26 protein-coding genes are annotated in these 24868 nt (G+C 39.7%); 5 read left to right on the forward strand and 21 right to left on the reverse strand.

Annotated features, from left to right (window positions below):
• Positions 1-75 precede the first annotated feature (75 nt).
• The 8 genes from H3T57_RS06360 to H3T57_RS06395 form a co-directional block, all read right to left on the reverse strand.
• On the reverse strand, positions 76-1761 hold the full coding sequence (locus H3T57_RS06360; RefSeq protein ID WP_198193579.1) for a glycosyltransferase family 39 protein: 1686 nt from the start codon (positions 1759-1761) through the stop codon (positions 76-78).
• A gap of 33 nt (positions 1762-1794) precedes the next feature.
• Positions 1795-2520, reverse strand: coding sequence for a glycosyltransferase family 2 protein (locus tag H3T57_RS06365; protein ID WP_122124173.1), 726 nt, complete (start codon positions 2518-2520; stop codon positions 1795-1797).
• 23 nt (positions 2521-2543) lie between these two features.
• Positions 2544-3053: a F0F1 ATP synthase subunit B gene (gene atpF / locus H3T57_RS06370; RefSeq protein ID WP_232349777.1), complete on the reverse strand. Its 510-nt coding sequence runs from the start codon at positions 3051-3053 to the stop codon at positions 2544-2546.
• A 15-nt stretch (positions 3054-3068) separates the two neighbouring features.
• Entirely contained in the window at positions 3069-3680 is a 612-nt protein-coding gene (locus H3T57_RS06375) for a hypothetical protein (protein ID WP_110439175.1), read from the reverse strand.
• A gap of 13 nt (positions 3681-3693) precedes the next feature.
• Positions 3694-3927 (reverse strand): ATP synthase subunit C family protein, encoded by a 234-nt coding sequence (locus tag H3T57_RS06380; protein WP_110439176.1) that lies wholly within the window; start codon positions 3925-3927, stop codon positions 3694-3696.
• Positions 3928-3972: 45 nt separating this feature from the next.
• On the reverse strand, positions 3973-4740 hold the full coding sequence (locus H3T57_RS06385; RefSeq protein ID WP_110439177.1) for a F0F1 ATP synthase subunit A: 768 nt from the start codon (positions 4738-4740) through the stop codon (positions 3973-3975).
• A gap of 28 nt (positions 4741-4768) precedes the next feature.
• The gene (locus H3T57_RS06390; RefSeq protein ID WP_155568629.1) at positions 4769-5080 is read right to left on the reverse strand and encodes an AtpZ/AtpI family protein; all 312 of its coding nucleotides are present in this window, start codon (positions 5078-5080) and stop codon (positions 4769-4771) included.
• Positions 5081-5156: 76 nt separating this feature from the next.
• On the reverse strand, positions 5157-5921 hold the full coding sequence (locus H3T57_RS06395) for a hypothetical protein (protein ID WP_198193580.1): 765 nt from the start codon (positions 5919-5921) through the stop codon (positions 5157-5159).
• A gap of 145 nt (positions 5922-6066) precedes the next feature.
• Here H3T57_RS06395 and H3T57_RS06400 point away from each other — a divergent pair, with 145 nt between their 5' ends.
• Positions 6067-7560: an oligopeptide:H+ symporter gene (locus H3T57_RS06400; protein WP_198193581.1), complete on the forward strand. Its 1494-nt coding sequence runs from the start codon at positions 6067-6069 to the stop codon at positions 7558-7560.
• 9 nt (positions 7561-7569) lie between these two features.
• Here H3T57_RS06400 and H3T57_RS06405 read toward each other — a convergent pair whose 3' ends face one another.
• Positions 7570-8931, reverse strand: coding sequence for an MATE family efflux transporter (locus H3T57_RS06405; protein WP_232349778.1), 1362 nt, complete (start codon positions 8929-8931; stop codon positions 7570-7572).
• A 71-nt stretch (positions 8932-9002) separates the two neighbouring features.
• Entirely contained in the window at positions 9003-9803 is an 801-nt protein-coding gene (locus H3T57_RS06410) for an SDR family oxidoreductase (RefSeq protein ID WP_232349779.1), read from the reverse strand.
• A gap of 67 nt (positions 9804-9870) precedes the next feature.
• On the opposite strand from H3T57_RS06410, the gene gmk reads away from it, so the two are divergent.
• Genes gmk through H3T57_RS06430 form a run of 4 tightly spaced genes read left to right on the forward strand, consistent with a single transcriptional unit; the run spans position 9871 to position 14736 of the window.
• Positions 9871-10527: a guanylate kinase gene (gmk, locus tag H3T57_RS06415; protein WP_198193583.1), complete on the forward strand. Its 657-nt coding sequence runs from the start codon at positions 9871-9873 to the stop codon at positions 10525-10527.
• A gap of 7 nt (positions 10528-10534) precedes the next feature.
• On the forward strand, positions 10535-11980 hold the full coding sequence (rfaE1, locus tag H3T57_RS06420; protein WP_198193682.1) for a D-glycero-beta-D-manno-heptose-7-phosphate kinase: 1446 nt from the start codon (positions 10535-10537) through the stop codon (positions 11978-11980).
• 34 nt (positions 11981-12014) lie between these two features.
• Entirely contained in the window at positions 12015-13226 is a 1212-nt protein-coding gene (locus H3T57_RS06425; RefSeq protein WP_155572381.1) for an AGE family epimerase/isomerase, read from the forward strand.
• A gap of 4 nt (positions 13227-13230) precedes the next feature.
• Positions 13231-14736 carry a replicative DNA helicase gene (locus H3T57_RS06430; RefSeq protein WP_347400651.1) on the forward strand — a complete coding sequence of 502 codons (1506 nt, stop codon included), beginning with the start codon at positions 13231-13233 and terminating at the stop codon, positions 14734-14736.
• A 32-nt stretch (positions 14737-14768) separates the two neighbouring features.
• On the opposite strand, the gene H3T57_RS06435 is transcribed toward H3T57_RS06430, so the two are convergent.
• The 11 genes from H3T57_RS06435 to H3T57_RS06480 form a co-directional block, all read right to left on the reverse strand.
• The gene (locus H3T57_RS06435; RefSeq protein ID WP_155581015.1) at positions 14769-15314 is read right to left on the reverse strand and encodes a hypothetical protein; all 546 of its coding nucleotides are present in this window, start codon (positions 15312-15314) and stop codon (positions 14769-14771) included.
• A gap of 14 nt (positions 15315-15328) precedes the next feature.
• The gene (gene purH, locus H3T57_RS06440) at positions 15329-16903 is read right to left on the reverse strand and encodes a bifunctional phosphoribosylaminoimidazolecarboxamide formyltransferase/IMP cyclohydrolase (RefSeq protein ID WP_198193584.1); all 1575 of its coding nucleotides are present in this window, start codon (positions 16901-16903) and stop codon (positions 15329-15331) included.
• Positions 16904-16952: 49 nt separating this feature from the next.
• Positions 16953-17879: an RNase adapter RapZ gene (gene rapZ, locus H3T57_RS06445; RefSeq protein WP_198193585.1), complete on the reverse strand. Its 927-nt coding sequence runs from the start codon at positions 17877-17879 to the stop codon at positions 16953-16955.
• Between the two features lie 90 nt (positions 17880-17969).
• Complete coding sequence (locus H3T57_RS06450; RefSeq protein ID WP_232342162.1) at positions 17970-18779, reverse strand: metal ABC transporter permease; 810 nt, start codon at positions 18777-18779, stop codon at positions 17970-17972.
• A gap of 23 nt (positions 18780-18802) precedes the next feature.
• Positions 18803-19561: a metal ABC transporter ATP-binding protein gene (locus tag H3T57_RS06455; protein ID WP_110439190.1), complete on the reverse strand. Its 759-nt coding sequence runs from the start codon at positions 19559-19561 to the stop codon at positions 18803-18805.
• Positions 19561-20463, reverse strand: a complete 903-nt coding sequence (locus tag H3T57_RS06460; protein ID WP_198193586.1) for a metal ABC transporter solute-binding protein, Zn/Mn family — start codon at positions 20461-20463, stop codon at positions 19561-19563. The genes H3T57_RS06455 and H3T57_RS06460 overlap by 1 nt, the downstream gene beginning before the upstream one ends.
• A 48-nt stretch (positions 20464-20511) precedes the next feature.
• Positions 20512-20643, reverse strand: coding sequence for a hypothetical protein (locus H3T57_RS09150; protein ID WP_255412377.1), 132 nt, complete (start codon positions 20641-20643; stop codon positions 20512-20514).
• A gap of 97 nt (positions 20644-20740) precedes the next feature.
• The gene (locus H3T57_RS06465) at positions 20741-21688 is read right to left on the reverse strand and encodes an electron transfer flavoprotein subunit alpha/FixB family protein (RefSeq protein ID WP_198193587.1); all 948 of its coding nucleotides are present in this window, start codon (positions 21686-21688) and stop codon (positions 20741-20743) included.
• A gap of 2 nt (positions 21689-21690) precedes the next feature.
• Positions 21691-22440 (reverse strand): electron transfer flavoprotein subunit beta/FixA family protein, encoded by a 750-nt coding sequence (locus H3T57_RS06470; protein ID WP_198193588.1) that lies wholly within the window; start codon positions 22438-22440, stop codon positions 21691-21693.
• A gap of 39 nt (positions 22441-22479) precedes the next feature.
• Entirely contained in the window at positions 22480-24126 is a 1647-nt protein-coding gene (locus tag H3T57_RS06475; RefSeq protein ID WP_198193589.1) for an electron transfer flavoprotein-ubiquinone oxidoreductase, read from the reverse strand.
• Between the two features lie 84 nt (positions 24127-24210).
• Entirely contained in the window at positions 24211-24867 is a 657-nt protein-coding gene (locus tag H3T57_RS06480) for a 2OG-Fe(II) oxygenase (RefSeq protein ID WP_198193590.1), read from the reverse strand.
• Between the last annotated feature and the right edge of the window lies 1 nt (position 24868).

The raw sequence follows: 24868 nt of genomic DNA on the forward strand, positions 1-24868 counted from the left end.
AAAATTAAACAATACCCAATAATGAATCATTATCTTTGCTTTTCAAAAACAGCATTTCGTATCAATCTCTTTTAATTACCATGAATGAACTTTATACAGACCTAAATTCAATTTTTTTCCAGTCGAATAATTTAATCCTTTGATTTCTCCCAATAAATCGACGGAAATATTATCTTTATCCAAATACTCTTTAAACACTTTCTGATCTTTCCAATCAACCAAAGCCATTCCACACACCTTATTCTTTTCAAGAAATGCAGCTGTTTTCATCACGTTGATCAGCTGTGTCTCTTTCCCAACTAAAAAAACCAGACTTGGTTCTGAATAAGAGGCCGAGGCCAAAACCGTTTTCTGACAGGGTTTAAGAAAATGAACAGTTCGTGCGATTTTATAACTCAACCATTCTGGTTGTAAAGAAGGAATCAAGATTACGAATAGTTGAATATAAACAATTAGAGCGGCCAATATGGAAAAAAGAGAAGCCCTTTGAACATTTTGTTTGCAGAAACAGTAAATAACATACCCAATCAGACATAATACAGTGACTGCCCCGATCATCGCGGCATAATACCATTCCCCTGTCATGAAATGTGCCCAGATAACACTTCCAACAGCCAGAATGACTCCAACCAAACACCATAAAATCATATAAAAATAAAATAGTCCCTTTCCCAAGACAGAAATTGGACCATGCCACCTTTCAGAAATTTTCCATAATGCAGCAGATGTAAGAATTGCAATCGCAGGATATGTAGGCAATACATAATGGGGAAGTTTGGTTGCAATAACCTCAAAGACCATCCAATGGGGAATAATCCAACATAACAAAAATTTTACTGATTCAGTTTTTCTTTCCATCCATATAAAAGGTAACGACCATGCCGTAAACAGGGAACCCGGCCAAAATGCAATTAGAAAAACCAGAAGATAATACCCTGGTGGTAATCCATGCGCCTGTTGTCCTGACGCAACCTTCCCTAAAAAATTCGTACCAACTGCATTTGTGAAAAACTGTCCATGACTTATCAAGGCAATGGCAATACACCAGGGTAGGGCAATCATTACAGAAATTAACCAGCCATAGCCGGGCCTTAATTGTTCCCACCATGATTTATCCTTTTGAACCCAGGCTAGAGTCAAGGGAGTCAATAAGGTTGGGATGAGAATAACTGGCCCTTTCAACATCAATCCACACCCAATTGCCCCCCAATAGATTGCGGCAATGTGAAAAGGTGATTTTTCCACAGATAAACGGGATAACCACGCTTTTGCAACACTCGTTTGGGCAAGCAAAATGAAAAAAAGTAAAGTCGTATCTATTGTGGCCATACGACCTTCCGCAGTAAGTATTACCGAAACTGCCAGAAAAATACCTGCCAATAAACCAATACATGAATCAAATAATAGACTGCCTATCCATACAGTCAGTAAAACTGATCCAACCGCAGCAAAGAGGGAAGGAATGCGATATGGCCAAACCTCTTTATGACTGATGGAATATGCCGCCTTAACAGAAAACGCTTCCAACCAGTAAATCCCGGCAGGTTGCAGATAACGAGGCTTGTCCTGAAACCGAACATCAACATAATTACCGCTCTCCAGCATTTGAGATGTTGCCTGCATATACCGAGCCTCATCCCTATCCAGTGGTGGAAGGCTTGCTCTACCAGGTAAAAACAACACAAAAACAAACAAGGCAAGCCACAAATAATGACTTGCCTTCAAACGAAAAGACGGTTCCGAGAGATGAGAAATACTCATGCTTATCCCTTTTTATCTTGATCTGTTTCGGTATTAAGACTTTCTAATATTACCAGGCAAATGAATACGATTTAACAACCACATTACCCCCAGTAAATCCCTTATTCCCACAAGGGCACGATTTAAATTGGTATATTTAGAAAATCCATTCAGTCTTTGCCTATGATGGACAGGATAACATAATAGAGGAACACCATAATGGGCAAATAAAGCCGGTAAAAAACGATGTAACCCTTCAAACTGCGGTAAGGAAAGAAAATCGTTTTTCATAAACAATTTCATCGGAGCACCCGTATCTGGACAGCCATCATTCAACAAACGGCGTCGTAACCCATTTGCAAACCGCGTTGCAAACCGACGGGAAAAATTATCATGTCTCTTTAATCTTACCCCTACAACTAACGGGGGTTTTCCTTGATGTCGCTGCATTACATCCCACATTGCAACAATATCAATGGGATCATCCTGACCATCCCCATCCAGAGTTGCAATCCATTCCCCCTTTGCAACTTTGATTGCAGTCAATAATGCAGCTGATTTACCGCAACATTTGGGATGAGATAAAATAACAAGCCCGGGAAGAATCGTTTTTTTTATTTCGATTAACTGATCCAGCGTATGATCAGTACTTCCATCATTAACAAAAATAACTTCACTATCAGGCAACTTTGGCAAAACAGAAGCAATTTCCTGACAGACAGGTAAAATATTATCCGCCTCGTTTAAAACAGCAACTACAATTGAAAGTTTATAATTCATGTGCCTGAACGAGACGAATAAAATTAGGCATTATATTGATCTTTGGCCAACATCTTGGGAACTTCAGCAATTGCATGATCAATTAAGGACTTATCTTTTTCCTCAGTCATAACAGATGCAATTACTTCTCTTGCAGCTTTTACAGCAATCTCAGCGGCCTCTTTACGAACAACTGAAATGGCTTCTTGTTCAGAAGCAGCCATTCTTTGACGAATAAGCTGTTCATGACGTTCAGCCGCAAATTCTGCATCCTTTTTTGCTTTGGCAGCAATACGGGCTGCAATTTCCTTGGAATTTTGCAGCATTCTCTCTGCCTCTTCTTTGGCAGCCTCATGCTCTTTTCTGGCATTCGTATATATTTCTTCAGCTTCCCGACGCAAACGGCTGGCCTCTTCCAGTGCCGCCTGTATCTGTACAGACCGTTTATCCATCATTGCAGCCAAGGGACGCCAAATCTTTTTACCAAACAGGACAAAGAATAAAATAAATGCAATAGCAGCCCAAAAACGTGGTTCTTGTAAAAAAAGCATCATACTCTCTCTGCTTGTTTAATGTGAAGACGAAGGAACAAACTGTCTGATCTTTTGATCAATAACGCCGCTATCTATCTCTTCATTCAGCATTTTCTTCACCAAAAGATACGCAACCTCTTTTGACATTTGATCAACCTGGGTCAGGGCTTTATTTCGAGCTTCAATGATGCGTTTTTCAGTATTCTTCATTTCCTGATCAAGCTTACCTTGCAATTCCTGCATTTTTTTTGCAGAATCCGCTTTGGTTTCCTGTAAAATAGCATCAACATGTCTTTGCGCTTCCAGGGCGGCATCATGACGTGTTTTATTTAATGCAGCGACAGCTTTATCAGCCTGTGCCTTAGCCTGACGTGCGGAATTCAAGTCTTGATCAATTTTTGAACGACGATGGGAAATGACATTTTCAACCTGAGGAATTGAAAAATATTTCACCACCAGAAATAAACAAAAGAAAATAATCAATACCCAAAAAAATTGACCCATTACCAATGGGTTTTTAAAGTCCATCTGGGGCATGCCAGCAGCTCTGGCATTCGTAGCAAAAACAGGTGCCAGCAACAGGCTTGCACATCCACCCGCCACGAGAGACGCCGCCAGACGGGTAAAAAAGACTGAAAAGCGTCTCATATAAAAGAACCCTTTACATGAACAGAATAAGAAAGGCGATCAGGAGTGCGTAAAGGGCAACAGCTTCTGTGAGAGCAAAACCCAACATTCCCAAACCAAATACATGGGAACGGGAAGCTGGATTGCGAGCAATACTGCTTACCAGAGTTGCAAAAATATTACCAATACCAATACCAACACCGGAAAGAGCGATAACAGCGAGGCCGGCACCAATCTGTTTTGCAGCCAAAAGAAGCGAATGATCCATTTGTTTTTTCCTTGTTATTAAAAATAAAGTAAACGAAACCCAAAGTTAATGATGAACGGCTTCTTGTAAATACATACAGGTAAGGATTGTAAATACATAAGCTTGCAATGCACCAACCAATAGTTCAAGGGCAAATAAGGCTATATTGAGCAAAATAGGAAATATACCTAAAAAACCGCCAACAGCCAATCCCAATCCAGCAGCCAACATAATCGTGAAAGCAGCAAACATTTCCAACATGACGTGACCAGCAACCATATTCGCAAACAAACGAATAGACAGGCTGACAGGTCTCGACAAATAGGACAGGATTTCAATGGGCACCAATAACGGGGCCATTAAAATTGGCGCTCCAGCAGGCATGAAATGGGCAAAAAATTTCAGTCCCTGATTTTTGAGGGAAACAATGATTGCCAAGACAAATACCATCAAGGCCAAGCTTACCGTTACAACGATATGACTGGTAAAAGCGAAAGAAAAAGGCAAAAGCCCAAGATAGTTCCCCGTCAGGATGAAGAAAAACAATGCGAATATAAATGGGAAAAACCCTTTGCCCTTTTCACCCATGGTTCCCACAGCCATACTATATACAAATTCATATAGTATCTCTGTTGCCGCCTGATAACGACCGGGAACCACTGCCTTACGACGCATGCCAAAATAAATAGCGACCGGGACAATTACTGCTGCAATCACCATCATTAATTCTGACTGGCTGAAACGGATTGTTTCACCCAAGGTTCCAAAAACTGGATGCAACTCAAATTGACCGAGCGCGTCTATATTATGACCGGCCACTAATTTTCTCCCAATATAAACCGAATCTTACCAAAAATAGCATTTATTTTAACCTTATATCATTAGGTTTAACAAGATGCCAGATATTAAAAATGCCCGCAATCATTCCTAAAACTGAAAATATAAGAATAAAAACTGGTTTTGTTGATAACCAATAATCCAATCCATATCCTATTACAAGACCGACAATAAAGGCAGATACTACTTCTACACCAGCACGACAGGCGAAAAACCAAGGATTATCGCCATATTCTGTTTTTTTTTCTCGTTTTTTTGAAGAGCGTGGATTTAATCGATCTTCAAAACTATTCAATTTCTGATCAAAGGCATCAAACTGATTCTTTTCCTGATTCATTGTTATAGCTTCAAACCTCCAAACTGAGATCAATAACTGATCCAAACACTTCTTCAAAAACCAATTTCAAAGAAAACTACTGCGGAATATAATCATACGATGGACTTCCTGCAGGGGCACCAGCTGGTGGAACATTAAATTGCGACAATTCTACCATGGTATTTTCCGTCTTACCGATTATCCTTGCCTGTAACGCTTTACCCAGAGAATTGGCATTTCCCATCCCGCTAACATAAATTTTCTGACCTACACTCAAAATAAAATCAAGTTTTTTTACATCGGAAGAGCGAATATAAATAACTGTTCCATCCTTTAAAACAACACCCATTTTATCGCCTTGCAAATTATACAAAACTTGCTTGATTGTACCATTTACAGACAAATCTGGTCCAGTAATAGGTACAGGTGAAAAGTTTGCCTCGGGACTATCCTCCTCAATCTGTTCTCCACGTTGATTGATAATCTCAAAAGCTTGGACAAAAGGTAATGAATAGGCTTTCAACCCACGAATCACCACGTCCTGACCCGGATGAACAAAGGATTTCACAATTTCCCCAAACATTGTGGAAAACATGATTTGCGTTCCATCCGTCAATAACAATCCACCCAAATTGCCATAAGGGGTAGGAAGATATTGTGCAACATTTCCCTTAACAACAGGCAATACTGAAAAATCCAGAACAGTTTTTGCAACCCGATTATTTTTCTGAACCGGATCAACCTTCCGCATATGATGTATATTTCCATTTTCTGGCCTGGCATGGCTTTCTGACAGATTGGCATTAACAAAGACAGAACTTACCAAAAAACAGCCGGCTAATTTCCATTGATTGTTTTTCATAAACGACCACAAACCTAAATAAATCTAATAAATTTAATACGAATATACACATATTTATGGTTTTCTGTAATTATATACTGTTTACTTCAAAATGAGAAACAATCAATTTTTTTATAATGATATCCTTTTTTAAACCGAGACACATGTGCATACCTCTTCTGTAACCATCCATCCTTTCAGGGAGAAAAATAGAGCTTTCTCCGTTGTCCTTTTCATCGAATTATGGGAGCGCTTTGGCTATTACGGTATGCAAAGCATTTTAGTGCTGTTCCTCATTAACAGAATGCATTTCAATGATCAGAATGCCAATCTTCTAATCGGTGCATTTTCAGCGATGACTTATGCCGCACCAGTACTTGGGGGATGGATTGGCGATAAAATCATTGGAAACAGAAGAGCGATGCTTTATGGCAGCATAATTCTTGCAATGGGCTATCTTTTATTGGCAGAAGCAACCCATGATACAGCCATTCTATATCTTACCATGGCTGTCATCAGTACAGGAAACGGTCTTTTTAAACCCAATGCGGCAACGCTGGTTCGACGCATTTATGATCAAAACGATGATCAACTGGACATTGCCTTTACCCTTTATTATATGGCAGTCAATATTGGCTCGACCGTTTCCATGCTTCTCTGTCCAATTCTTAAAGACCATTATGGATGGTCCGCTGCCTTTATCACCTGTTTCATAGGACTTGTCCTTGGCATTCTCAATTATTTTGCCACACATAAAAGATTAAATCCCTATTTGCCCAAGAAAGATCAGGATCCATTATCCTGGCCGGTTCAAGGTCTGATTTTTCTAGGGATTGTCACCTTTATTTCCGGAATGACCTTTCTGATTCAATCGGCAACCTTGATTGCTGCATGTATGTGGGTTGCGGCTATACTGATCTTTCTTTTATGGATCATCATGTATTACAGGATTGATTCATCAAATCGTTATGGTCTAAAAATAATGTATATCCTAACTCTGGAAGGAATGCTTTACTTTATTTTCTATCAACAAATGTCAACATCTTTGACCTTGTTCGCGCAACGGAATATAAATCCCGCTTTTTATATCGGATCATATCATCTTTTCAATTGGTCTTCGGGACAGTTTCAGGCGCTCAATCCCATTGCGATTATCATTCTCAGCCCCATTCTGGCAAAACTATATGACTATATAAACAGGCAATCATATGATATTTCCATTGCCACAAAATTCATTACCGGTTTCAGTTTTGTCGCCTTCGCCTTTGGTATTTGGTGGTTTGCCTGTTTTAGAAGCACAACTCCACAATTATCCTCCTGGGTTATGATATATGGTTATTTTTTCCTTTCTCTGGGAGAACTTTTAACCAGTGGTCTCGGTTTGGCAGTCATTGCCCGCTATGTCCCGGCATCCATGAATGGGTTTATGACCGGATCTTATTTCATGGCTTCAGGTATCTCCCTTTACATAGGCAGTAAAATCGCAAATCTTGCAGCCTCAAAAAATATCAATACAGCAACTGACCATCTTACACTTCGATTATATCAAAATTTATTTTTAAATCTTTTTATCACTGCCATTATTGTCTTGATTTTGCTGGTTGTTTTATATCCCCTTATTCAAAAATGGGATCGTAATTTTAAAACCAATCAAATATGAAATGAGATTTCATTGATACGAAACCATGTTTATTTTAATATTACGCAAGACATAAAAAGCGCATAAAACCGCAAAAAATCCAAAAGGCATAACCCCAATTGCCTGACCAACCAATATTCCTTTCGGGCCATAGGTTGCACCAAACCAGACAAAGGGAATTGTCCCCAACGTGGCTCTACCCCAATTAAACAGGGTCGACAATAAGGGATATCCCAAATTGTTAAAAGCCGTATTGGAAACAAATAACATCCCCAAAAATAAATTGCTTAAAATAACCCAGTGACAAAATAACCGCATCAGTTCAATACCTGCCGCCTTTAACGCAAACATTTTGACGATCCATTCCTCTCCAACAAAAAAAAGGATCCATGCACATAAAACACATAAACATACCAATTTTAGCGAGACCATCAAAGTTTCACACATCCGATCCCTAAACCCGGCACCGAAGTTTTGCGAAATAATCGGCCCCACCGAACCTGTCAAAGCAAATACAAACGCAAATGCTACAGGAACGATACGATCAATCGCGGTTTGTCCCGCAATTGCATCGCTTCCAAAAGATGCCATTGTTTTGATAACAAAAGTGTTTCCTGCTGGTGTCGCTAGATTGGTTAAAATCGCAGGAAATGCAATTACAAAAACAGGATAAGAATCAGAAAAGATCTTTTTCCAAACTGGCTTATGAATTAATTGATACTTCCTCAAACTATAAAAACCAAAAACGGCAACAGCCGCTCGTGAAAAAACGGTACTTACTGCCGCTCCTTCCAATCCCCAACCAAAATATAAAATGAACAAAGGATCCAAAACCGCCGTGACCAGGGCTCCTGCAATTGTGATATACATGGATCTTTTTGCATCACCCACCGCCCTTAACAATCCAGACAATGCCATTCCCAACCCTATAAAACATAAAAAGGGGGAAGTAATAGCTATAAACTGACCGGCTTGTTCAAGCACTAAATCCTGTGCCCCTAACAAAGATAAAATTGGATATCGGAAAACCATGATCGCAACACCAATTACAATCATAATTACCGTCATCAATAATAAAAACGAATTTATAATCTGACCTGCCAAATCATGTTTTTTGGCCCCAATCAGCCGTGCAGTCACGACCGTGATTCCAATAGACATACCAATACAGATCGCCACCTGCAAAAAGTTAATTGCATTGGCAAAACCAATAGCTGCTGTGTAACGTGTATCCCCCAATCTGGAAATATAAAAAAGATTCAGAAAATCAACCAGAAAAACAGCCATTAACCCAATTGTTCCGGTTCCGGCCATAACGATCACATGCCGCATAATAGACCCTTCACAAAAACGGGGTTTATGTATTGATGGATCTTTGGCAGAAATTGTCATAATAAATCACGGTCTTAATTTTAAAGAAATAATAGAAACTTTTACACACAGATCATTGATTCATAAATCTTTTATTTATGACGATCCTGTTCCTGAAGATAAGGCAAATAGATTTTTTCCAAAAAAGAAACAGGAAACAAATCAAGGATTCTTGCGATAATGGCAAGCCAAACTGGAAAAATAACACGCCTTTTTCGCCCTTCTATCCCTTCCAATATCAATTGTGCCGCCTTATCCGCCGATATTTTCCCTGGCATATAAAATTTGTTTTTTTGTGTCATCGGTGTTTCAACAAAACCACAACAAACACTCGTTAACTGAATTCTGCATTTTTTCCACCAACCCATACCACTCGCCACCATAAACCGATCCACAGCCGCTTTTGACGCACAATAAGATGGTGCCCAGGCCGAAGTGAAAAAGCTTGCAATTGAGGCAATAGCAGCTATTCTTCCTCGTATATGTTCTGAATTGCATTCCTGTCTTTGCATCACCTCAATTGCGGGAAGAACTGTATTGAGGACACCATTCATATTGGTCTGCATGATTTTATAGCACTGTGCAATTGGTTCTGGAATAACATGCGCATGGGTCTCAACATGGGGAACGAAAGAAATTCCTGCACAAGCCAATACAAGATCAAGCTGTCCAACAGATTTAATCCATTTATCCATTTCCTGATGATTGCAAACATCAATAATTTTCGTATGAACATTGGCACCCAGTTGACAACATTTTTCAGCCAATCCTGCCAAAGCATCCGAACGCCGGCCTGATAAATGCAATGTGACCCCCGATTTGGCAAGCCGAATAGCCAAGGCATACCCAATACCTGATGATGCCCCCGTGATTAGAACTGATCGTAATTTCATATACATATATTGTTTACTTTTCTGTTATAAGCTTGAATAATTACTGCTTATCAAGGAATATCAAGGTATGTCTGAATCTAAAGCCAAATCAACATCAACTCCAAGAAAAAGAGGAATCTGTTTTGTTCTTTCCGCTCCTTCTGGTGCTGGAAAATCAACAATTGCCAATGCTCTCCGGGCGACTCAACCCAATTTGTTTCCTTCGATCTCAGTAACAACCCGTGACCCTCGACCCGGTGAGGAACACGGTGTTCATTACCATTTTATCAGTCAAGAAGAATTTGAAAAACAAGCAGAAAATAATGAGTTACTGGAATGGGCAACCGTCTTTGGTCGAGGTTATGGTACACCCAGGGCTCCTGTTGAAAAACTATTGTCGGAAGGCAAAGACCTTATCTTTGACATAGATTGGCAAGGACATCAACAGATTCGTAAGGCTTTACCCCATGATGTTGTAGGTATCTTTATCTTGCCCCCCTCACTTAATGAACTAAAAAATCGCCTTCAACTGAGAGGGTCAGACCATATTGACGAAATTAACAATAGAATGAACAAGGCAATGGATGAAATATCCCATTGGAATGAATTCGATTATGTTATTATTAATCATCAATTAAACAAGGCTATTGAAGAAATTGAATCTATTTTAGCCAGCGAACGATTAAAAACAGACAGACAATTATTTTTAGACCCTTTCATTCAAAATTTTCAACATGAGCGATAATACTAAAATGGATTTTTCAGCCTTAACCATCCTGTGCATAGGCGATATTATGCTGGACCGCTTTATTTACGGAAATGTCCAGCGTATTTCACCCGAGGCACCAGTACCTGTTCTTCATTTAAACAGCCAAAAAGAAATGCTGGGCGGTGTTGGAAATGTTGCCAATAATATTTTATCCCTAAATGGTAAGGCTGTTCTGGTTGGATTAGTCGGAAATGATGAATATGCATTGAAAATAAAAAAAATAATGCGTTCGAAATATATTCCCGAAGATTCCATTATTTCCTCTCCCTATCGTCCAACTATCTGTAAATCGCGCTTTATCGCTGCAAATCAACAAATCATTCGTGCAGATGAAGAAAGTCTTATTCCCCTTCATTCCGAAGAAATCACCCTATTGATTGAAAATATTGAAAAAAATATTCCATCTGTTCAGGCTGTTATCATATCTGATTACGGAAAGGGGGTCTGTCACCCTGAGATCATTCAGTTTATCACACAAAGGGCCAAGCATTACAGCCTGCCTGTATTTGTTGATCCTAAATCCAGGGATTTTTCCCTTTATAAACATGCCACCTGTATCACACCCAATATTGCTGAAGCAAGCCAGGCCGTGCAGATATCCCTGAAAACTGATACCGATTTTGAAAAGGCAGGACAGGAACTCTTAGATATCACCCAGGGACAAGCCATTCTGATCACACGATCAGAAAAGGGAATGACATTAGTTGAAAAAAACAGAAACACCCAACATATACCCTCCCGAGCTAGGGAGGTATTTGATGTTTCTGGCGCGGGCGATACAGTTATTGCAACCTTGGCATTGGGGGTCGCCTCGGGATTATGCATAAGGGAATCAATGCATATTGCAAATGCAGCTGCTGGTGTCGTAATCGGAAAAGCGGGAACCTCCACCGCCACCATTGCAGAAGTTCAAAATGAACTGAAAGCACAATCCTCAGAAGAGACTTTTCCTCTTGTTACACCTGAACTGATTTCACTGAATGATTTGACCCTTCAAGTCAATAAATGGAAAAAACAGGGGCTTACTATTGGTTTTACCAATGGATGTTTTGACATCCTCCATACAGGTCATATATCGCTTTTGCAATCAGCACGCACACAATGTGACCGGCTTATCGTTGCACTGAATTCAGATACAAGTATTCAACGTTTAAAAGGACCCAAAAGACCTATTAATCCGTTAAAAGAACGCGCCAGACTCATTTCTGCCATACGGTATGTCGATGCCGTTGTTGCCTTTGACGACGATACCCCCCTTAATCTTATTCAACATATAAAACCTGATATTCTAATCAAAGGGGCAGATTATATTGGAAAAGAAGTTGTTGGACAGGATATCGTTGAACAATATAACGGCAAAGTTATTTTGACAGAATTGCAGAAAGGTTTTTCAACCACCAATATTATTGATAAAATAAAACATTTATAAATCAATGTAATTTGAGTCTAAAAAGTCAAGTACTATGCCTATCTCCCAAAATATAACCCGATACTATATCCTCTTTACTTCCTGGTTATTTGATAAGGCCTTACCATATTGGGGAACAATAGGATGTGATGGAACCGCAGAAAACCCTTTTCTTTACGGAGTTCATGAACAACTAAAGCTTGATGGACAACCTGATTTTCCTGGATACAAACGAATGCGTGTTCAGGCACGTCAACTTTATACCTTTAGTCAAGCAGGACTTTTGGGATGGACAAAGGGCAACATAATTGCTGAAAGAATATATGTTTTTATGCAAAATGCCCTTCAAGGTGAGGGACATTGGGCAAAATCCCTAACACGAAAAGGAAAAATTCTTGATAAAGCTTCTGATTTATATGATCTAGCCTTTATCATTTTCTCTCTGGCCTGGTATGGAAAATTGAGTAATAATCCCAGACCCATTCAACAGGCCCGCCAGACCATACAATGGATCCTGCAATTTATGGCTTATCCTGAGGGTGGTTTTAAAAATATTCTCCCCTTGACTGCCGGATATCGTCAACAAAACCCGCATATGCATCTCCTGGAAGCAACGCTGGCCTTGTTCGAAGTTACCCAAAATGAACGAGATCTTCTTTTAGCCCACAAACTTATTTCTCTATTTAAAAATCATTTTTTTGATCATCAAGCTGGTGTTTTAGGTGAATATTATACTGAAGGGTGGTTTAATGCTCCTTGCATGGCTCGGGAAAGTATCGAGCCGGGACATCAATATGAATGGATTTGGCTGCTTTACGAATATCAACGCTTGACTGGAATCAGTTATAAAAACGAAATTGACCGTCTATTTCTTTTTAACCGTTTACATGCCATTGATCAAAAAACCGGACTCGTTGCGGATAAAGTAAGAAGAGACGGGACACTAACCCATAAATCTGCCCGATTATGGGTTCAGACAGAAGCTTTACGGGCGACAATTCATAATCAAGATGAAACAAGTTGCCGCCATCTTGTCCAAATTCTTCATAACTTATTATATCGCTATTTTACCCACTGCCCGTCAGGCACATGGCAAGATCAATTAGATGATCACTATCATTATAGAAACGATAAAATACCCACCAGTTCATTTTATCATATCATGAGTGCCTATATACAACTTCATAAAACAATCAACTTATCCACATTATCCACAGATTTCCCCACAATTAACACCCCCATTAGTCAACAAAAAGTGATACAATAAAAACGTGAGTAATAAAGAATCCAGTTCTAGTAAATCATCTTTGTTGGAAATGTCACAAAGACTGCCTCCAACCAATATTCAAGCAGAACAGTCATTGCTTGGTGCTTTACTGACCAACAATAAGGCTTATGATAAAATCGCCGATTTTTTGATTGGTGAACATTTTTCAGATCCCATCAATAAAGAAATCTACGATGCTATTGTAAAGCGTATTGAAGCCGGTCAAATAGCGGATGCCGTTACTTTGAAAGCTGAGTTTGAACATTCGGGAAAATTGGATCAGGTTGGCGGAGTAGCTTATCTAGGACAATTGTTACAATCCATGGTGGGAATTATTAATGCCAAGGATTATGGTAAAATTATTCATGATGCCTGGATAAGAAGACAGTTAATTGATATTGGCGAGGATATTGTCAACGAAGCTTTTCAATCAAATACTGAAATAAATGGCACTGATCAGATTTCTTTGGGCGAAGAAAAGCTTTTCCAGCTTGCCACGCATAAAGGGCAAGAGGGTGGTTTCGTCACCTTTGAAAATGCCTTAACAGAAGCCATTACAATTGCTGAAAAGGCTTTTACAAACAGTAGCGGAATCGCCGGACTCACCACAGGGTTACGTGACTTGGACAAAAGAACTGGGGGATTGCATCCTTCTGACTTAATTATTCTGGCTGGTCGACCTGCCATGGGAAAAACTGCCCTGGCAACTAAAATCGCTTTTAATGCGGCACGCAATCTTTTACAAGAATCACAAATTCAATCGGATACAAATCATCATAAAATAGGAACTGTTGCCATTTTTTCTTTGGAAATGTCTTCTGAACAATTGGCCACCCGTTTACTTTCCGAGGAATCACGTGTTTCAAGTGAACGCATCCGTCGTGGAGAAATTGGACAAAAGGAATTTGATCGCTTTGTTCAAGTCAGCCGAGAATTATCACAGCTTCCTCTCTATATTGATGATACACCTGCAATCAGTCTATCCGTCATGCGAACACGCTGCCGGAGATTATCTCGAACAAAAGGGTTGCGATTGGTTGTCGTCGACTATTTACAACTGATGCGTCCATCCGTTGGCAGTAAACCTGAAAGTCGGGTCTTGGAAATTTCACAAATTACCCAAGGATTAAAAGCTCTGGCAAAAGAATTTAACATTCCCGTTATTGCACTTTCACAACTTTCAAGACAAGTCGAAAGCCGAGAAGATAAACGTCCGCAACTTTCAGACTTACGAGAATCTGGCTCAATTGAACAGGATGCCGATAGCGTCATGTTTGTCTATCGTGATGAATACTACTTACAGCAACGCATGCCGAAACCGACCACATTTGAAAATGAGGATAAATATCAAATTGCCTTGGAAAAATGGCAAGCAGATATGAATAAGGTTCATAATAAAGCAGAACTCATTCTTGAAAAGCAACGTCACGGCCCAACCTGTAAAATTGACCTCTTTTTTGAAGGAGAATTTACACGCTTTACCGATCTTGACGAAATTCACGATTATTAATTCAATAAAAAAAATCAACAAAACCATTCATGTTAATGGCTGTTAACATCCCCCTGAATCAAGGGAACCTGCGTGACTTTTTGAGGGGTAAGGGTTACAATCCGATAAATAATGCCATTCCCTTCCCCAGCGACACCACTTAAATCTGATTCTTGATTGTAAAAAGAATAGTCTTCATCATTTTTAACCACAGGAATATTCATTACAAAAATCCATTTTCCTGCCGGCAAATAGGCAATGTGAAAATCACCTTCTTGATCACAAGTTACGGAAAAACGGTATTGAACAGACTGTGGATTTAAATTCTTGATATTGGTAATACCTCGCATTCTAAACTGCAACTGTTCCATTACATAATCAGAATAGGGATAATAATAGACGGTTTGTCCTGCACAACTTTTCATCGTACCATCGGATAATCGATAGATACCCATACCTGCGACCGCTGCATTTCCTGTTGTTTTAGACCATTGAACCGAAGCTGGATCAAATTGACTTTTCAAGCGATATTCTTTCGCATAAGCAAACTGCACAAACAGAAATAAAGAAGAAATACAGAACAAACCTATCCGTTTCATTTTCCCTTGACCTTTTAATGACGGAAATGGCGCATTCCCGTAAAAACCATTGCAATTCCAGCCTCATCTGCGGCCGCAATCACCTCATTGTCACGCATTGAACCACCTGGCTGAATAACCGCAGTGGCTCCTGCCGCTACGGCAGCCTGCAAACCGTCTGCAAATGGAAAAAAGGCATCTGAAGCAACAACACTTCCCCGGGTCATGGGTTTTTCTAAACCGGCGGCTTGAGCTGCTTCCGCACTTTTGTGGGCAGCAATCCTGGCTGAATCGACACGACTCATTTGACCCGCACCTATCCCTACAGTCGCTTTATCTTTAACATAAATAATTGCATTTGATTTAACATGCTTGCCAATCGTAAAGGCAAAAATCAGATCTTCCATTTCCTTTTCAGTAGGTTCGCGTTTAGTTACAACCTTAAAATCGGAAGGTCGTCCATTATCACGATTTTGTAAAAGATACCCACCCGCCAAAGTACGAACCGTCATACCTTGTGCCAATGGATCAGGCATTGCCCCTGTTTCTAAAACCCTTACATTCTTTTTCTTTGAAAGGATCTCCAATGCATCTGAATTGACCTTTGGAGCAATAATCACTTCACTAAATATAGTTATAATTTTTTGTGCGGTTTCTTTATCTAATGGACGATTGACCGCAATAATTCCTCCAAAAGCAGAAACAGGATCACACCGTAAAGCCAAATCCCAAGCTTCTGATAAAGAAGATGCGCTTGCTGCACCACAAGGGTTTGCATGTTTGACAATAACAACAGATGGTTTATCAAATTCAGCCACCGCTTCAAAAGCTGCATCTGTATCGTTAAAATTATTATAGGAAAGCTCTTTACCCTGTAATTGTTGGGCTGTTGCAACACCCGGACGTTGTTCATCATTCGTATAAAAAGCAGCCTGTTGATGAGGGTTTTCCCCGTATCGCAAAATCTGTTTCCGTTGGCCACTTAAATTTAGGCGTTCTGGAAATATATCTTTTGCCTGACCTGCAAACCAACTGGCAATCGCAGCATCATATGCAGCGGTCCGGGCATAAGCCGCCTGGGCCCATTTTCGCCGCTGCTGTATTGTTGTTCCACCATTCTGCTTCATCTCTTCTTTAAAAGCAGCATATTGATGAACATCCGTCAACACCGCGACATGACTATGGTTTTTAGATGCAGCCCTGATTAAAGCTGGACCACCGATATCAATATTTTCTATAATATCTTCTTTACCGGCGCCTGACACGACTGTTTCCTCAAAAGGGTATAAATTGACACACAACAAATCAATCGGCAAAATATTATGCTGTTTCATTTGTTCCTGATGACTGGACAGATCACGTCGTCCCAATAACCCACCATGAATTTGAGGCACCAGTGTTTTAACTCGACCATCCAGAATTTCCGGAAATCCTGTAAAATCCGAAACCTCCACCACTTTTATTCCGGCATTCCGAAGTGCTTTGGCTGTCCCACCTGTTGACAAGATTTCCACGCTGTTTTCAGCCAATAACTTGGCCAAATCAATTAAACCTGTTTTATCAGAAACAGAAATCAAAGCCCGACGAACAGGAATAATCTGTTGATCCATATTAATATTCCAAACCTAATATTCTAACAATTTACACTTATTATAATTTTTATTGAGGATGGGCAACCCATCGCCATGTCTGAATTCCCTGCCGCGCCAGTTCACGATGGATAACCAATGCAGGGAAACGCATTTCTTTATCTTTAGAATTAACAATACGACGTGCAAGGTCCTCTATAACGGTAACTGAACGATGACGTCCACCAGAACATCCTACCGCAATTGTGACGTATTTTTTTCCTTCTATCGCAAAACGGGGAAAAATCAAATTTAGCATCTGATAAATCTGATCAACAAATTTCTCATAATCAGGATCACTTTTAACATAATCCTGGATCGACGTATCCAGCCCCGTCAGTGCTGATAATTCTGATATATAATAAGGATTATGCAAAAACCGCGCATCGAATACCATGTCCGCCTCTCTCGGAATTCCAACAGGAAAGGCAAAAGACATCAAGGTTAGGGTAAAGCGGTTTTTAGTATCCAGATGATTAAAGTTATACCTTGTTTCCACAAGCAACCTTAATTCCGTAGGGGGAAGATCCGATGTATCAATAACCAGATCAGCAACATTTCGTAATGGATTCATCAAGGCTATTTCAGCATTAATCCCGTCCTTAACCGTACCATTGGCAGCCATTGGATGACGGCGACGGGTTGCTGTATAACGTCGCAACAAAACGTCCAACTCTGCCGTGGCATAAATTAGTTCAACCTTAAGGGATGAATTCTGCTTTAAACTATTTAAAACCTCTAGAAATGCATTCACCTCAAATCCATTGGTTCTGGAATCAATGCCTATTGCAATGGGCCCCTGAACACGCCCAACAACATCCGCAATAAGCTGTAAAGGCGCATTATCAACCAGTTCATATCCTAGATCCTCAAAAACCCGAAGAATGGACGCTTTACCAGCTCCTGATAATCCCGTTACAAAAATTACCAATTTCTTACTTGACGTGAAATCATGCATTCTGAAGAAATCAACTTTTTAAATAAAAATTTTCAAATACCCCATAAAGGGTTATGTTAAGCAATCCTTACTCTTTATACAATATGATATTTATAAATACTTTCGAAATGATATTTTTCTTTTGAAAAAAAGCAAACTTATTGAATAAATGACAAAACTAAAAAAGCTGATCCAAAAAGATACTGGCAAGTCTGTATACCAAGAAGCCACTATACCACTCCAGGCCTCAAATACAGCCAGGAAAACCGAAACCATAAGTGCCCGCCATATTGTCTTACCCCATTGCCTGGCAACAGCAGCAGGTCCAATCATCAAAGAAAAGGTCAAAAGAATACCGGTCACTTGAACACAAGCAACAGTTATGCAGGCAACCAGCATTAGAAAGACTATCGAAACCCATCGTAAAGAGATCCCTCTTGTCTCGGCCAAATCTGGTTGCAAGGTGGCAAATAACAAAGGTCGCATAAAAAATAGCATAACAGCCAGGCAAAATAATGCGAGACCGACAAGATCATATAAAATGACTGTATCAACCGCAAAAATATTGCCGAATAACAAGCTCGTAACTTGTGTCGCGTAATGGGTATAAAAATGAAGAAATAACAGACCTAAACCCATTGATGCTGACAGAACCAGGCCAATAGCGATATCACGATCCCTCAACTGTGGACCTATAAAACCGATCAATCCACCAGCAAATAAACTGAAAACAAGCAGTCCGGCAAAAGGGGATATTCCCAACAGTCCCGCCCCTGTCGCCCCAGCGAACCCTATATGCGATAATGCATGTCCTGCAAAGGCCTCTCTTCTCAATAAAAGAAAATAACCAATAAACCCTGTCAATAAAGCCACAATCCCTGCAGCGGCAAAAGCATGATACATAAATTCAAGGGTAAGCATCCAAGAATATACTTTCGAATTTCTTAATTAAAGGATGTTGTTACAAAACACGTATTATTTGCCTTTATCACCTGTATTGGGAAACCATAAAGCTTCGTTAAAGTCTTTGCTGTAATGACATCCTGAACCTTACCCAGAATTGCTGATTGATTACCAATACATAATACCTGATTCATAACATGAATTAACGGATTTAAATCATGCGTTGACAATAAGACAGAAATTTTTCTTTCCTGCTGTATATTTTTTATCAGGGCTAAAATAACTTTTACCCATTTGGGATCCAAGTTATTAAAAGGTTCGTCCAGTATAATAAATCTTGGCTCCCCCAAAAGGGCTTGTGCCAATAAAATTCTCTGTTTTTGGCCTCCCGACATTTCCATCAAGGATAGATCAGCCAGATCCCTTGCCTCCACATCATCCAGAACCCGATCTATTTCCTGATGGTCTTTTCTTGCTAGAAACGGTAAACCCAAACGATTCCCATGGACAGAACTTGCAATAAATGATCTTCCCGTCAAATGAAAGCTATCCATATTTTGATACTGAGGGATATAGGCTATTTCCTTCCTTACCTGTCTTGGATGTTTTCCAAAAATTTTTAAGGTTCCTTGCTGAACAGGTAAAATACCTAAAATTGTTTTCATAAAACTTGTTTTGCCCGCCCCATTAGGACCGAAAACCCCTATAAACTGGGGTTCATCAATGCTAAAGGTTAAATCTGATAAAACAAGCCGGTTACCAAACTGGATACGCAGCTTATTGCAAGCGAGGATTGTCATCAGGGGATGCTCTGTATTACCGCCTCAATTTTATCTAATGTCTGGTTAATCCATGTTTGATAAGAAAGAGAAACAGGCATAATCTCTTCAACACCAATTACAGGAATTTTATATATTGACGCCATTTTTTTCAAATGCTCTGTCGCGCCGTTACTGACCTGATTATTATAAAACAAGATTTTTATTTTATGGGTTTTAAAATCCTGGATAAATTGGGCTGTTTGCTGGGGAGTCGGTTCTCCACCGTTCATAATTACCCATTGATAGGATTCTTCCAATACCCTAAAGCCCATATGTTTGGCCATCAACCCAAAAACAGGTTCCGTAGCAGCCACGCTTAAATCAGGATGCTGAACACGAATTTTATGAATACGCTGATCTATACTGTCGATTTCATGCAAAAAATAATCACGATTATGCAAAAAAGAATTCTTGTGTTCAGGATCCTGAACAGATAATTTTTGCTCCAAATACCCAGCCAATTTCTTGACTGACTGAAGATCATACCATAAATGTGGATTACTACCATCAGAACGATTTAACAAATCCTGAATGGAGATAACCTTTCCGTTTTTTATTTCAACACGGGAAATTAGCCGATTGATCCAGTCATCATACCCTAAACCATTCATGATGATTAAATCAGCTTGACTTGTCATTCTGCTGATATGCGGGGTCAATTCAAATAGATGCGGATCTTGATCAGGATTATTTAAAATCACGTCAACCTTGACGTTATCACCCCCTATTTGTTGGGCTATGTCCCCGTACATATTTTCAGCAGCAACAATATGAACAACTTTGGCTTTTACATCATCATGACAAGCATAAAATAACAAAGCAAAAATACTGAAAAAAATACTGAAAAAAAAATTGCCCTTGATTATGTCACCATTTTTCATTATCTAGAATGCCATTCCCCAACTTAAAATTAAACTGCTCACCAATTCCTATAATTCCCAGGCACCAATAATCATAATACTAAGCAATACAATTAGGGCCAGATGAAGAATCAACAACCATTTAATGGTTATAACTGGAACATAATACTTATCTCTTGGTTGCTGTAATTCCCATTTCATCGCCCTAATCCTAACCTTATTAATATTATTATTTCCACTTAACCTTATTCATTCAATTGAAACATTGTTAAAAAATCATGCCTCAATTGAAAATCTTTTATCTTAATGCTTTAAGTTTTTCCTCTAATTGAGGGAGAATTTCAAATAAGTCGCCAACAATACCATAATCTGAAGCCTTGAAAATTGGAGCATCGGGATCTTTGTTAATTGCAACCACGATCTTACTGTCTTTCATACCCGCAAGATGCTGAATGGCACCAGAAATGGCTACTGCGATATATAATTCCGGAGCAACAATTTTCCCTGTTTGGCCAACCTGACAATCATTATTGATAAATCCGGCATCAACTGCAGCACGAGATGCCCCAATGGCGGCATTTAATTGATCCGCCACCTTTTCAATTAACACAAAGTTTTCACCGCTTTGCATACCCCGTCCGCCTGAAATAACAACACGGGCAGATTCCAATTCTGGTCTGTCCGATTGGGAAATTTGCAGTTCACAGAATTTGGATAATGATTTTACTGAACCGGGAAAATTATCCAGAATCTCAATCTCGGCACTCCCCCCATCTTCAGCAACAGGAGCAAAAGCCGTTCCACGAACAGATAAAAGCTTTTTGGAATCATGAGACTTAACCGTTGCCAAAATGCTCCCAGCATAAATAGGTCTCACAAAGGTGGAGGCATCAATAATTTCGATAACATCAGATACAGGCTGCATATCCAACAATCCAGCAACACGAGGCAAAATATCTTTTCCTTCAGCATTTGCAGGAACAATAACCGTATCATAAGAATCGGCCAGAGATGCAATCAGATCTGCGGTTGGCTCTGCCAACATATGGGCATACACCTCATGATCAGCAACCAGCACCTTTGAAACACCAGCCAGCGCCACAGCCTTTTTCGTTATTGCTTCTAGGTTTTTCCCAGCTAATAGAACATGAACTTCCCCTAGTTTGGATGCGGCTGTAATCGCTGATCGGGTAATAGAACGAATTTGATCACCTTTTTCATAACTTGCCAAAACTAAAACGGTCATTCTTAAATTACCTTTGCTTCATTTTTAAGTTTATCAAGTAATGCATCAACGGAATCAACAATGACGCTTTCACGAGATGAAGAGGATTCTTTTACGGAAATAACTTCCAAATGTTTTTTTGCCTCAATTCCCAATTCACATAAAGCGACCGTTTCCAAAGGCTTTTTACGTGCTTTCATAATATTGGGTAATGATGCATAACGAGGTTCATTCAACCGTAAATCGGTTGTAATGACTGCTGGCAATGTTAGCTCGAGAATTTCCTGTCCATCATCGACTTCCCTGGCAATTTTTGCGTGTCCATTAGATAACTCCAGTTTACTGACAAAAGTACCCTGTCCCCATCCAAGTTTGGCAGCTAATATCTGCCCTGTCGCATTCATATCATCATCTGAGGCCTGTTTACCCATTAACACAAGGTCGGGTTTTTCCCTGTCCACAAAGTATTGCAAAATTTTTGCAACGGTCAGAGACTCCACAGCCTTATCCGTTGTCACCAGAATTCCCCGATCCGCCCCCATTGCCATAGCTGTTCGCAATGTATCTTGGCATTTCGCTTCTCCTATGGAAACAACCACAATTTCCGAGACAATTTTTTTCTCCTTTAAACGAACAGCCTCCTCAACAGCTGTTTCATCAAAAGGATTCATGGACATTTTTACACCATTAATCTCAACATCAGATCCATCTGATTTTATCAGCGGTTTTATATTGGAATCAACAACCCTTTTAACCGGAACAATTACTTTCATAATGACCTTTCTCTATAATTACACATAATTAAATGATTTCTACATTCCCCCTGAATAATTGGGACCACTGCCGCCTTCAGGTGTTTCCCAATCGATATTCTGTGTTGGATCCTTGATATCACAAGTCTTACAATGAATACAATTTTGCGCATTAATCTGTAATTTGGGTTCTTGATTCTCATGATCAACATCAACAACCTCGTAAACACCGGCCGGACAATATCTTGTTTCAGGAGCCTTGAAAATATCCCAATTAACCGTTTTCCAAATTGAAGGATTTTTTAATTTCAGATGAACAGGCTGATCATCACGATGATCAATATTCGCCAAAAATACGGAAGATTCACGACTGAATGTCAATTTGTCATCGGGCTTTGGATAATCAGGTTTAACACATAAAGAAGCCGCTTTTAATTTATCGTTATCAGCCAAACGATGGCGAAAGGTCCAAGGCACTTTCCCCCGAACCAAGGAATCAAATCCCGTATACAATGTTGCAAACTTTGCACCAAATTTTGCAAATGCGGGACGAATGTTCCTCACTTGATACAATTCATCATAAACCCAGGATTTACGGATACGAAATTGATAAATCATAGGTTCTGCTTGTTGTGTATTTAATGCCTCAACAATCGACTCAGCGGCAATCATTCCTGATTTCATTGCAGTATGCGTTCCCTTAATTTTTGGAACATTCAAAAAGCCTGCTGCATCTCCGATTAATAGACCACCAGGAAAGGTCAGTTTTGGAATGGATTGGTATCCACCTTCAGATAATGCACGGGCAGAGTATCCTATTCTTCTGCCTCCCTCTAAATATTTGCGGATAATGGGATGTTTTTTTACACGCTGCATTTCATCAAATGGAGAAAGCCAGGTATTTTCGTAATCCAATCCCAAAACAAAACCACATGAAACCAGATTACTGCCAAAATGATAAAGCCATGAACCACCATAAGTGCGATTGTCCAAGGGCCAACCAAAGCTATGCTGTATATATCCAGCCGAAAATTTTTCCTGTGGAATTTCCCATAATTCCTTAATTCCAATTCCGTATGTTTGTGGGTCAACACCTTGACGTAAATTGAAAAAGCCCATGAGCTTTTTGGATAAGGAACCACGACAGCCTTCTGCAAATAACGTATATTTTGCCCTTAGCTCCATACCTGGAACATAATTGCCTCCCTGGCTGCCATCTTTTTCAAGTCCCATATCACCAGTCACTACACCCATAACTCGATTATTTTCAATTATGAGATCACTACCAGCAAATCCTGGAAAAATTTGAATGTCCATTGCTTCAGCTTCTGCGGCCAGCCACCGACAAAAATCACCCAAACTTCCCACATAATTTCCCTCATTGTCCATTTGAGGCATAATAGATTTAATAATGGGGATATTTATAGACTTGTCTTCATTCGGCAGATAAAAAAATGCCTCATGCTGAACTGACGTGTCTAAAGGGGCGTTTTTTTGCTGCCAATCTGGGATCAACTCATTAAGCGCTGTCGGTTCGATCACCACTCCTGAAACAATATGGGCACCAATTTCAGAAGCCTTTTCAATCAAACAGATCTCAAGAGATGGAAGTAATTGCTTTAATCGTATTGCCGCTGAAAGACCGGCAGGTCCTCCACCAACGATTAAAATATCGAATTCCATTTGCTCTCGCACAACCTCACCCATAATTCCTTAATCTCTCTTCTGCTGATATTTATCAAGTTGCAAATTATATATATCTTTAATCTTAATTAAAAAGACTTTATTCAATTATGAGGGAAATGCCAATTCATGTTTTGCACGCCAACTTGAATCTACATAATTTAAAATAAGGGTACGACGCACTCCCTTGATAGGTCGCGTTTCAAAACCATGCCAGGTATTTTTAGCGGGAATAAATAAAAATGCTGAATTGAAAACGCCTGAGCTTCTTCCCAAAGACTGACCTGCCTCATTCATGATATCGGTCCCCCATCCCTCGGCCCCTTCTGCAGTGGACAAAGAAAGCAAAAAGGTTAATTTCTTTGCCCCAATATCTGTATGTGGTTCCAACCAAAACCCATCAGTATCAAGGCATAATTCCAATCTTAACCAAGTATTGGAAAGGTCACCACCTGTTAAATGAGAGAAAGCAGAACGAATTTCCTCTGAATCAAAAACTTGCGCCAAAACCGCACAGGCGGGATCCTCCCTCTGTTTTTGCTGGGTTACAAATACACGATCTTTATTATGATTTTCCCTTTTGCCCTTCACATCACCGGCAATAGATCTTGAATCAGGCATCCAGTTCAACAGAGAGTCACAAATAAACAAAGGCAAGACATTCGTCATTGTCCAATAGGAATATGGCAGCGAATGATAATCAGCATGATCAATTACGTTTTTGATATCTTGTTTAGTTTGCTTTATCTCTTCTACAAGTTGCATA

This window comes from Commensalibacter sp. W6292M3 (assembly GCF_016101315.1).
GTDB classification, from domain to species: Bacteria; Pseudomonadota; Alphaproteobacteria; order Acetobacterales; family Acetobacteraceae; genus Commensalibacter; species Commensalibacter melissae.

Excerpts from the sequence above, each read along its gene's own strand:
- H3T57_RS06375 (WP_110439175.1), bottom strand. The coding sequence starts at position 3,680 with ATGAGACGCTTTTCAGTCTTTTTTACCCGTCTGGCGGCGTCTCTCGTG.
- purH (WP_198193584.1), bottom strand. The coding sequence starts at position 16,903 with ATGGATCAACAGATTATTCCTGTTCGTCGGGCTTTGATTTCTGTTTCT.
- H3T57_RS06465 (WP_198193587.1), bottom strand. The coding sequence starts at position 21,688 with ATGACCGTTTTAGTTTTGGCAAGTTATGAAAAAGGTGATCAAATTCGT.
- H3T57_RS06435 (WP_155581015.1), bottom strand. The coding sequence starts at position 15,314 with ATGAAACGGATAGGTTTGTTCTGTATTTCTTCTTTATTTCTGTTTGTG.
- H3T57_RS06455 (WP_110439190.1), bottom strand. The coding sequence starts at position 19,561 with ATGACAATCCTCGCTTGCAATAAGCTGCGTATCCAGTTTGGTAACCGG.
- H3T57_RS06360 (WP_198193579.1), bottom strand. The coding sequence starts at position 1,761 with ATGAGTATTTCTCATCTCTCGGAACCGTCTTTTCGTTTGAAGGCAAGT.
- H3T57_RS06425 (WP_155572381.1), top strand. The coding sequence starts at position 12,015 with ATGCCTATCTCCCAAAATATAACCCGATACTATATCCTCTTTACTTCC.
- H3T57_RS06470 (WP_198193588.1), bottom strand. The coding sequence starts at position 22,440 with ATGAAAGTAATTGTTCCGGTTAAAAGGGTTGTTGATTCCAATATAAAA.
- H3T57_RS06395 (WP_198193580.1), bottom strand. The coding sequence starts at position 5,921 with ATGAAAAACAATCAATGGAAATTAGCCGGCTGTTTTTTGGTAAGTTCT.
- gmk (WP_198193583.1), top strand. The coding sequence starts at position 9,871 with ATGTCTGAATCTAAAGCCAAATCAACATCAACTCCAAGAAAAAGAGGA.
- H3T57_RS06480 (WP_198193590.1), bottom strand. The coding sequence starts at position 24,867 with ATGCAACTTGTAGAAGAGATAAAGCAAACTAAACAAGATATCAAAAAC.
- rfaE1 (WP_198193682.1), top strand. The coding sequence starts at position 10,535 with ATGGATTTTTCAGCCTTAACCATCCTGTGCATAGGCGATATTATGCTG.
- H3T57_RS06475 (WP_198193589.1), bottom strand. The coding sequence starts at position 24,126 with ATGGGTGAGGTTGTGCGAGAGCAAATGGAATTCGATATTTTAATCGTT.
- H3T57_RS06380 (WP_110439176.1), bottom strand. The coding sequence starts at position 3,927 with ATGGATCATTCGCTTCTTTTGGCTGCAAAACAGATTGGTGCCGGCCTC.
- atpF (WP_232349777.1), bottom strand. The coding sequence starts at position 3,053 with ATGATGCTTTTTTTACAAGAACCACGTTTTTGGGCTGCTATTGCATTT.
- H3T57_RS06390 (WP_155568629.1), bottom strand. The coding sequence starts at position 5,080 with ATGAATCAGGAAAAGAATCAGTTTGATGCCTTTGATCAGAAATTGAAT.
- H3T57_RS09150 (WP_255412377.1), bottom strand. The coding sequence starts at position 20,643 with ATGAAATGGGAATTACAGCAACCAAGAGATAAGTATTATGTTCCAGTT.
- H3T57_RS06410 (WP_232349779.1), bottom strand. The coding sequence starts at position 9,803 with ATGAAATTACGATCAGTTCTAATCACGGGGGCATCATCAGGTATTGGG.
- rapZ (WP_198193585.1), bottom strand. The coding sequence starts at position 17,879 with ATGCATGATTTCACGTCAAGTAAGAAATTGGTAATTTTTGTAACGGGA.
- H3T57_RS06405 (WP_232349778.1), bottom strand. The coding sequence starts at position 8,931 with ATGACAATTTCTGCCAAAGATCCATCAATACATAAACCCCGTTTTTGT.
- H3T57_RS06460 (WP_198193586.1), bottom strand. The coding sequence starts at position 20,463 with ATGAAAAATGGTGACATAATCAAGGGCAATTTTTTTTTCAGTATTTTT.
- H3T57_RS06365 (WP_122124173.1), bottom strand. The coding sequence starts at position 2,520 with ATGAATTATAAACTTTCAATTGTAGTTGCTGTTTTAAACGAGGCGGAT.
- H3T57_RS06450 (WP_232342162.1), bottom strand. The coding sequence starts at position 18,779 with ATGCTTACCCTTGAATTTATGTATCATGCTTTTGCCGCTGCAGGGATT.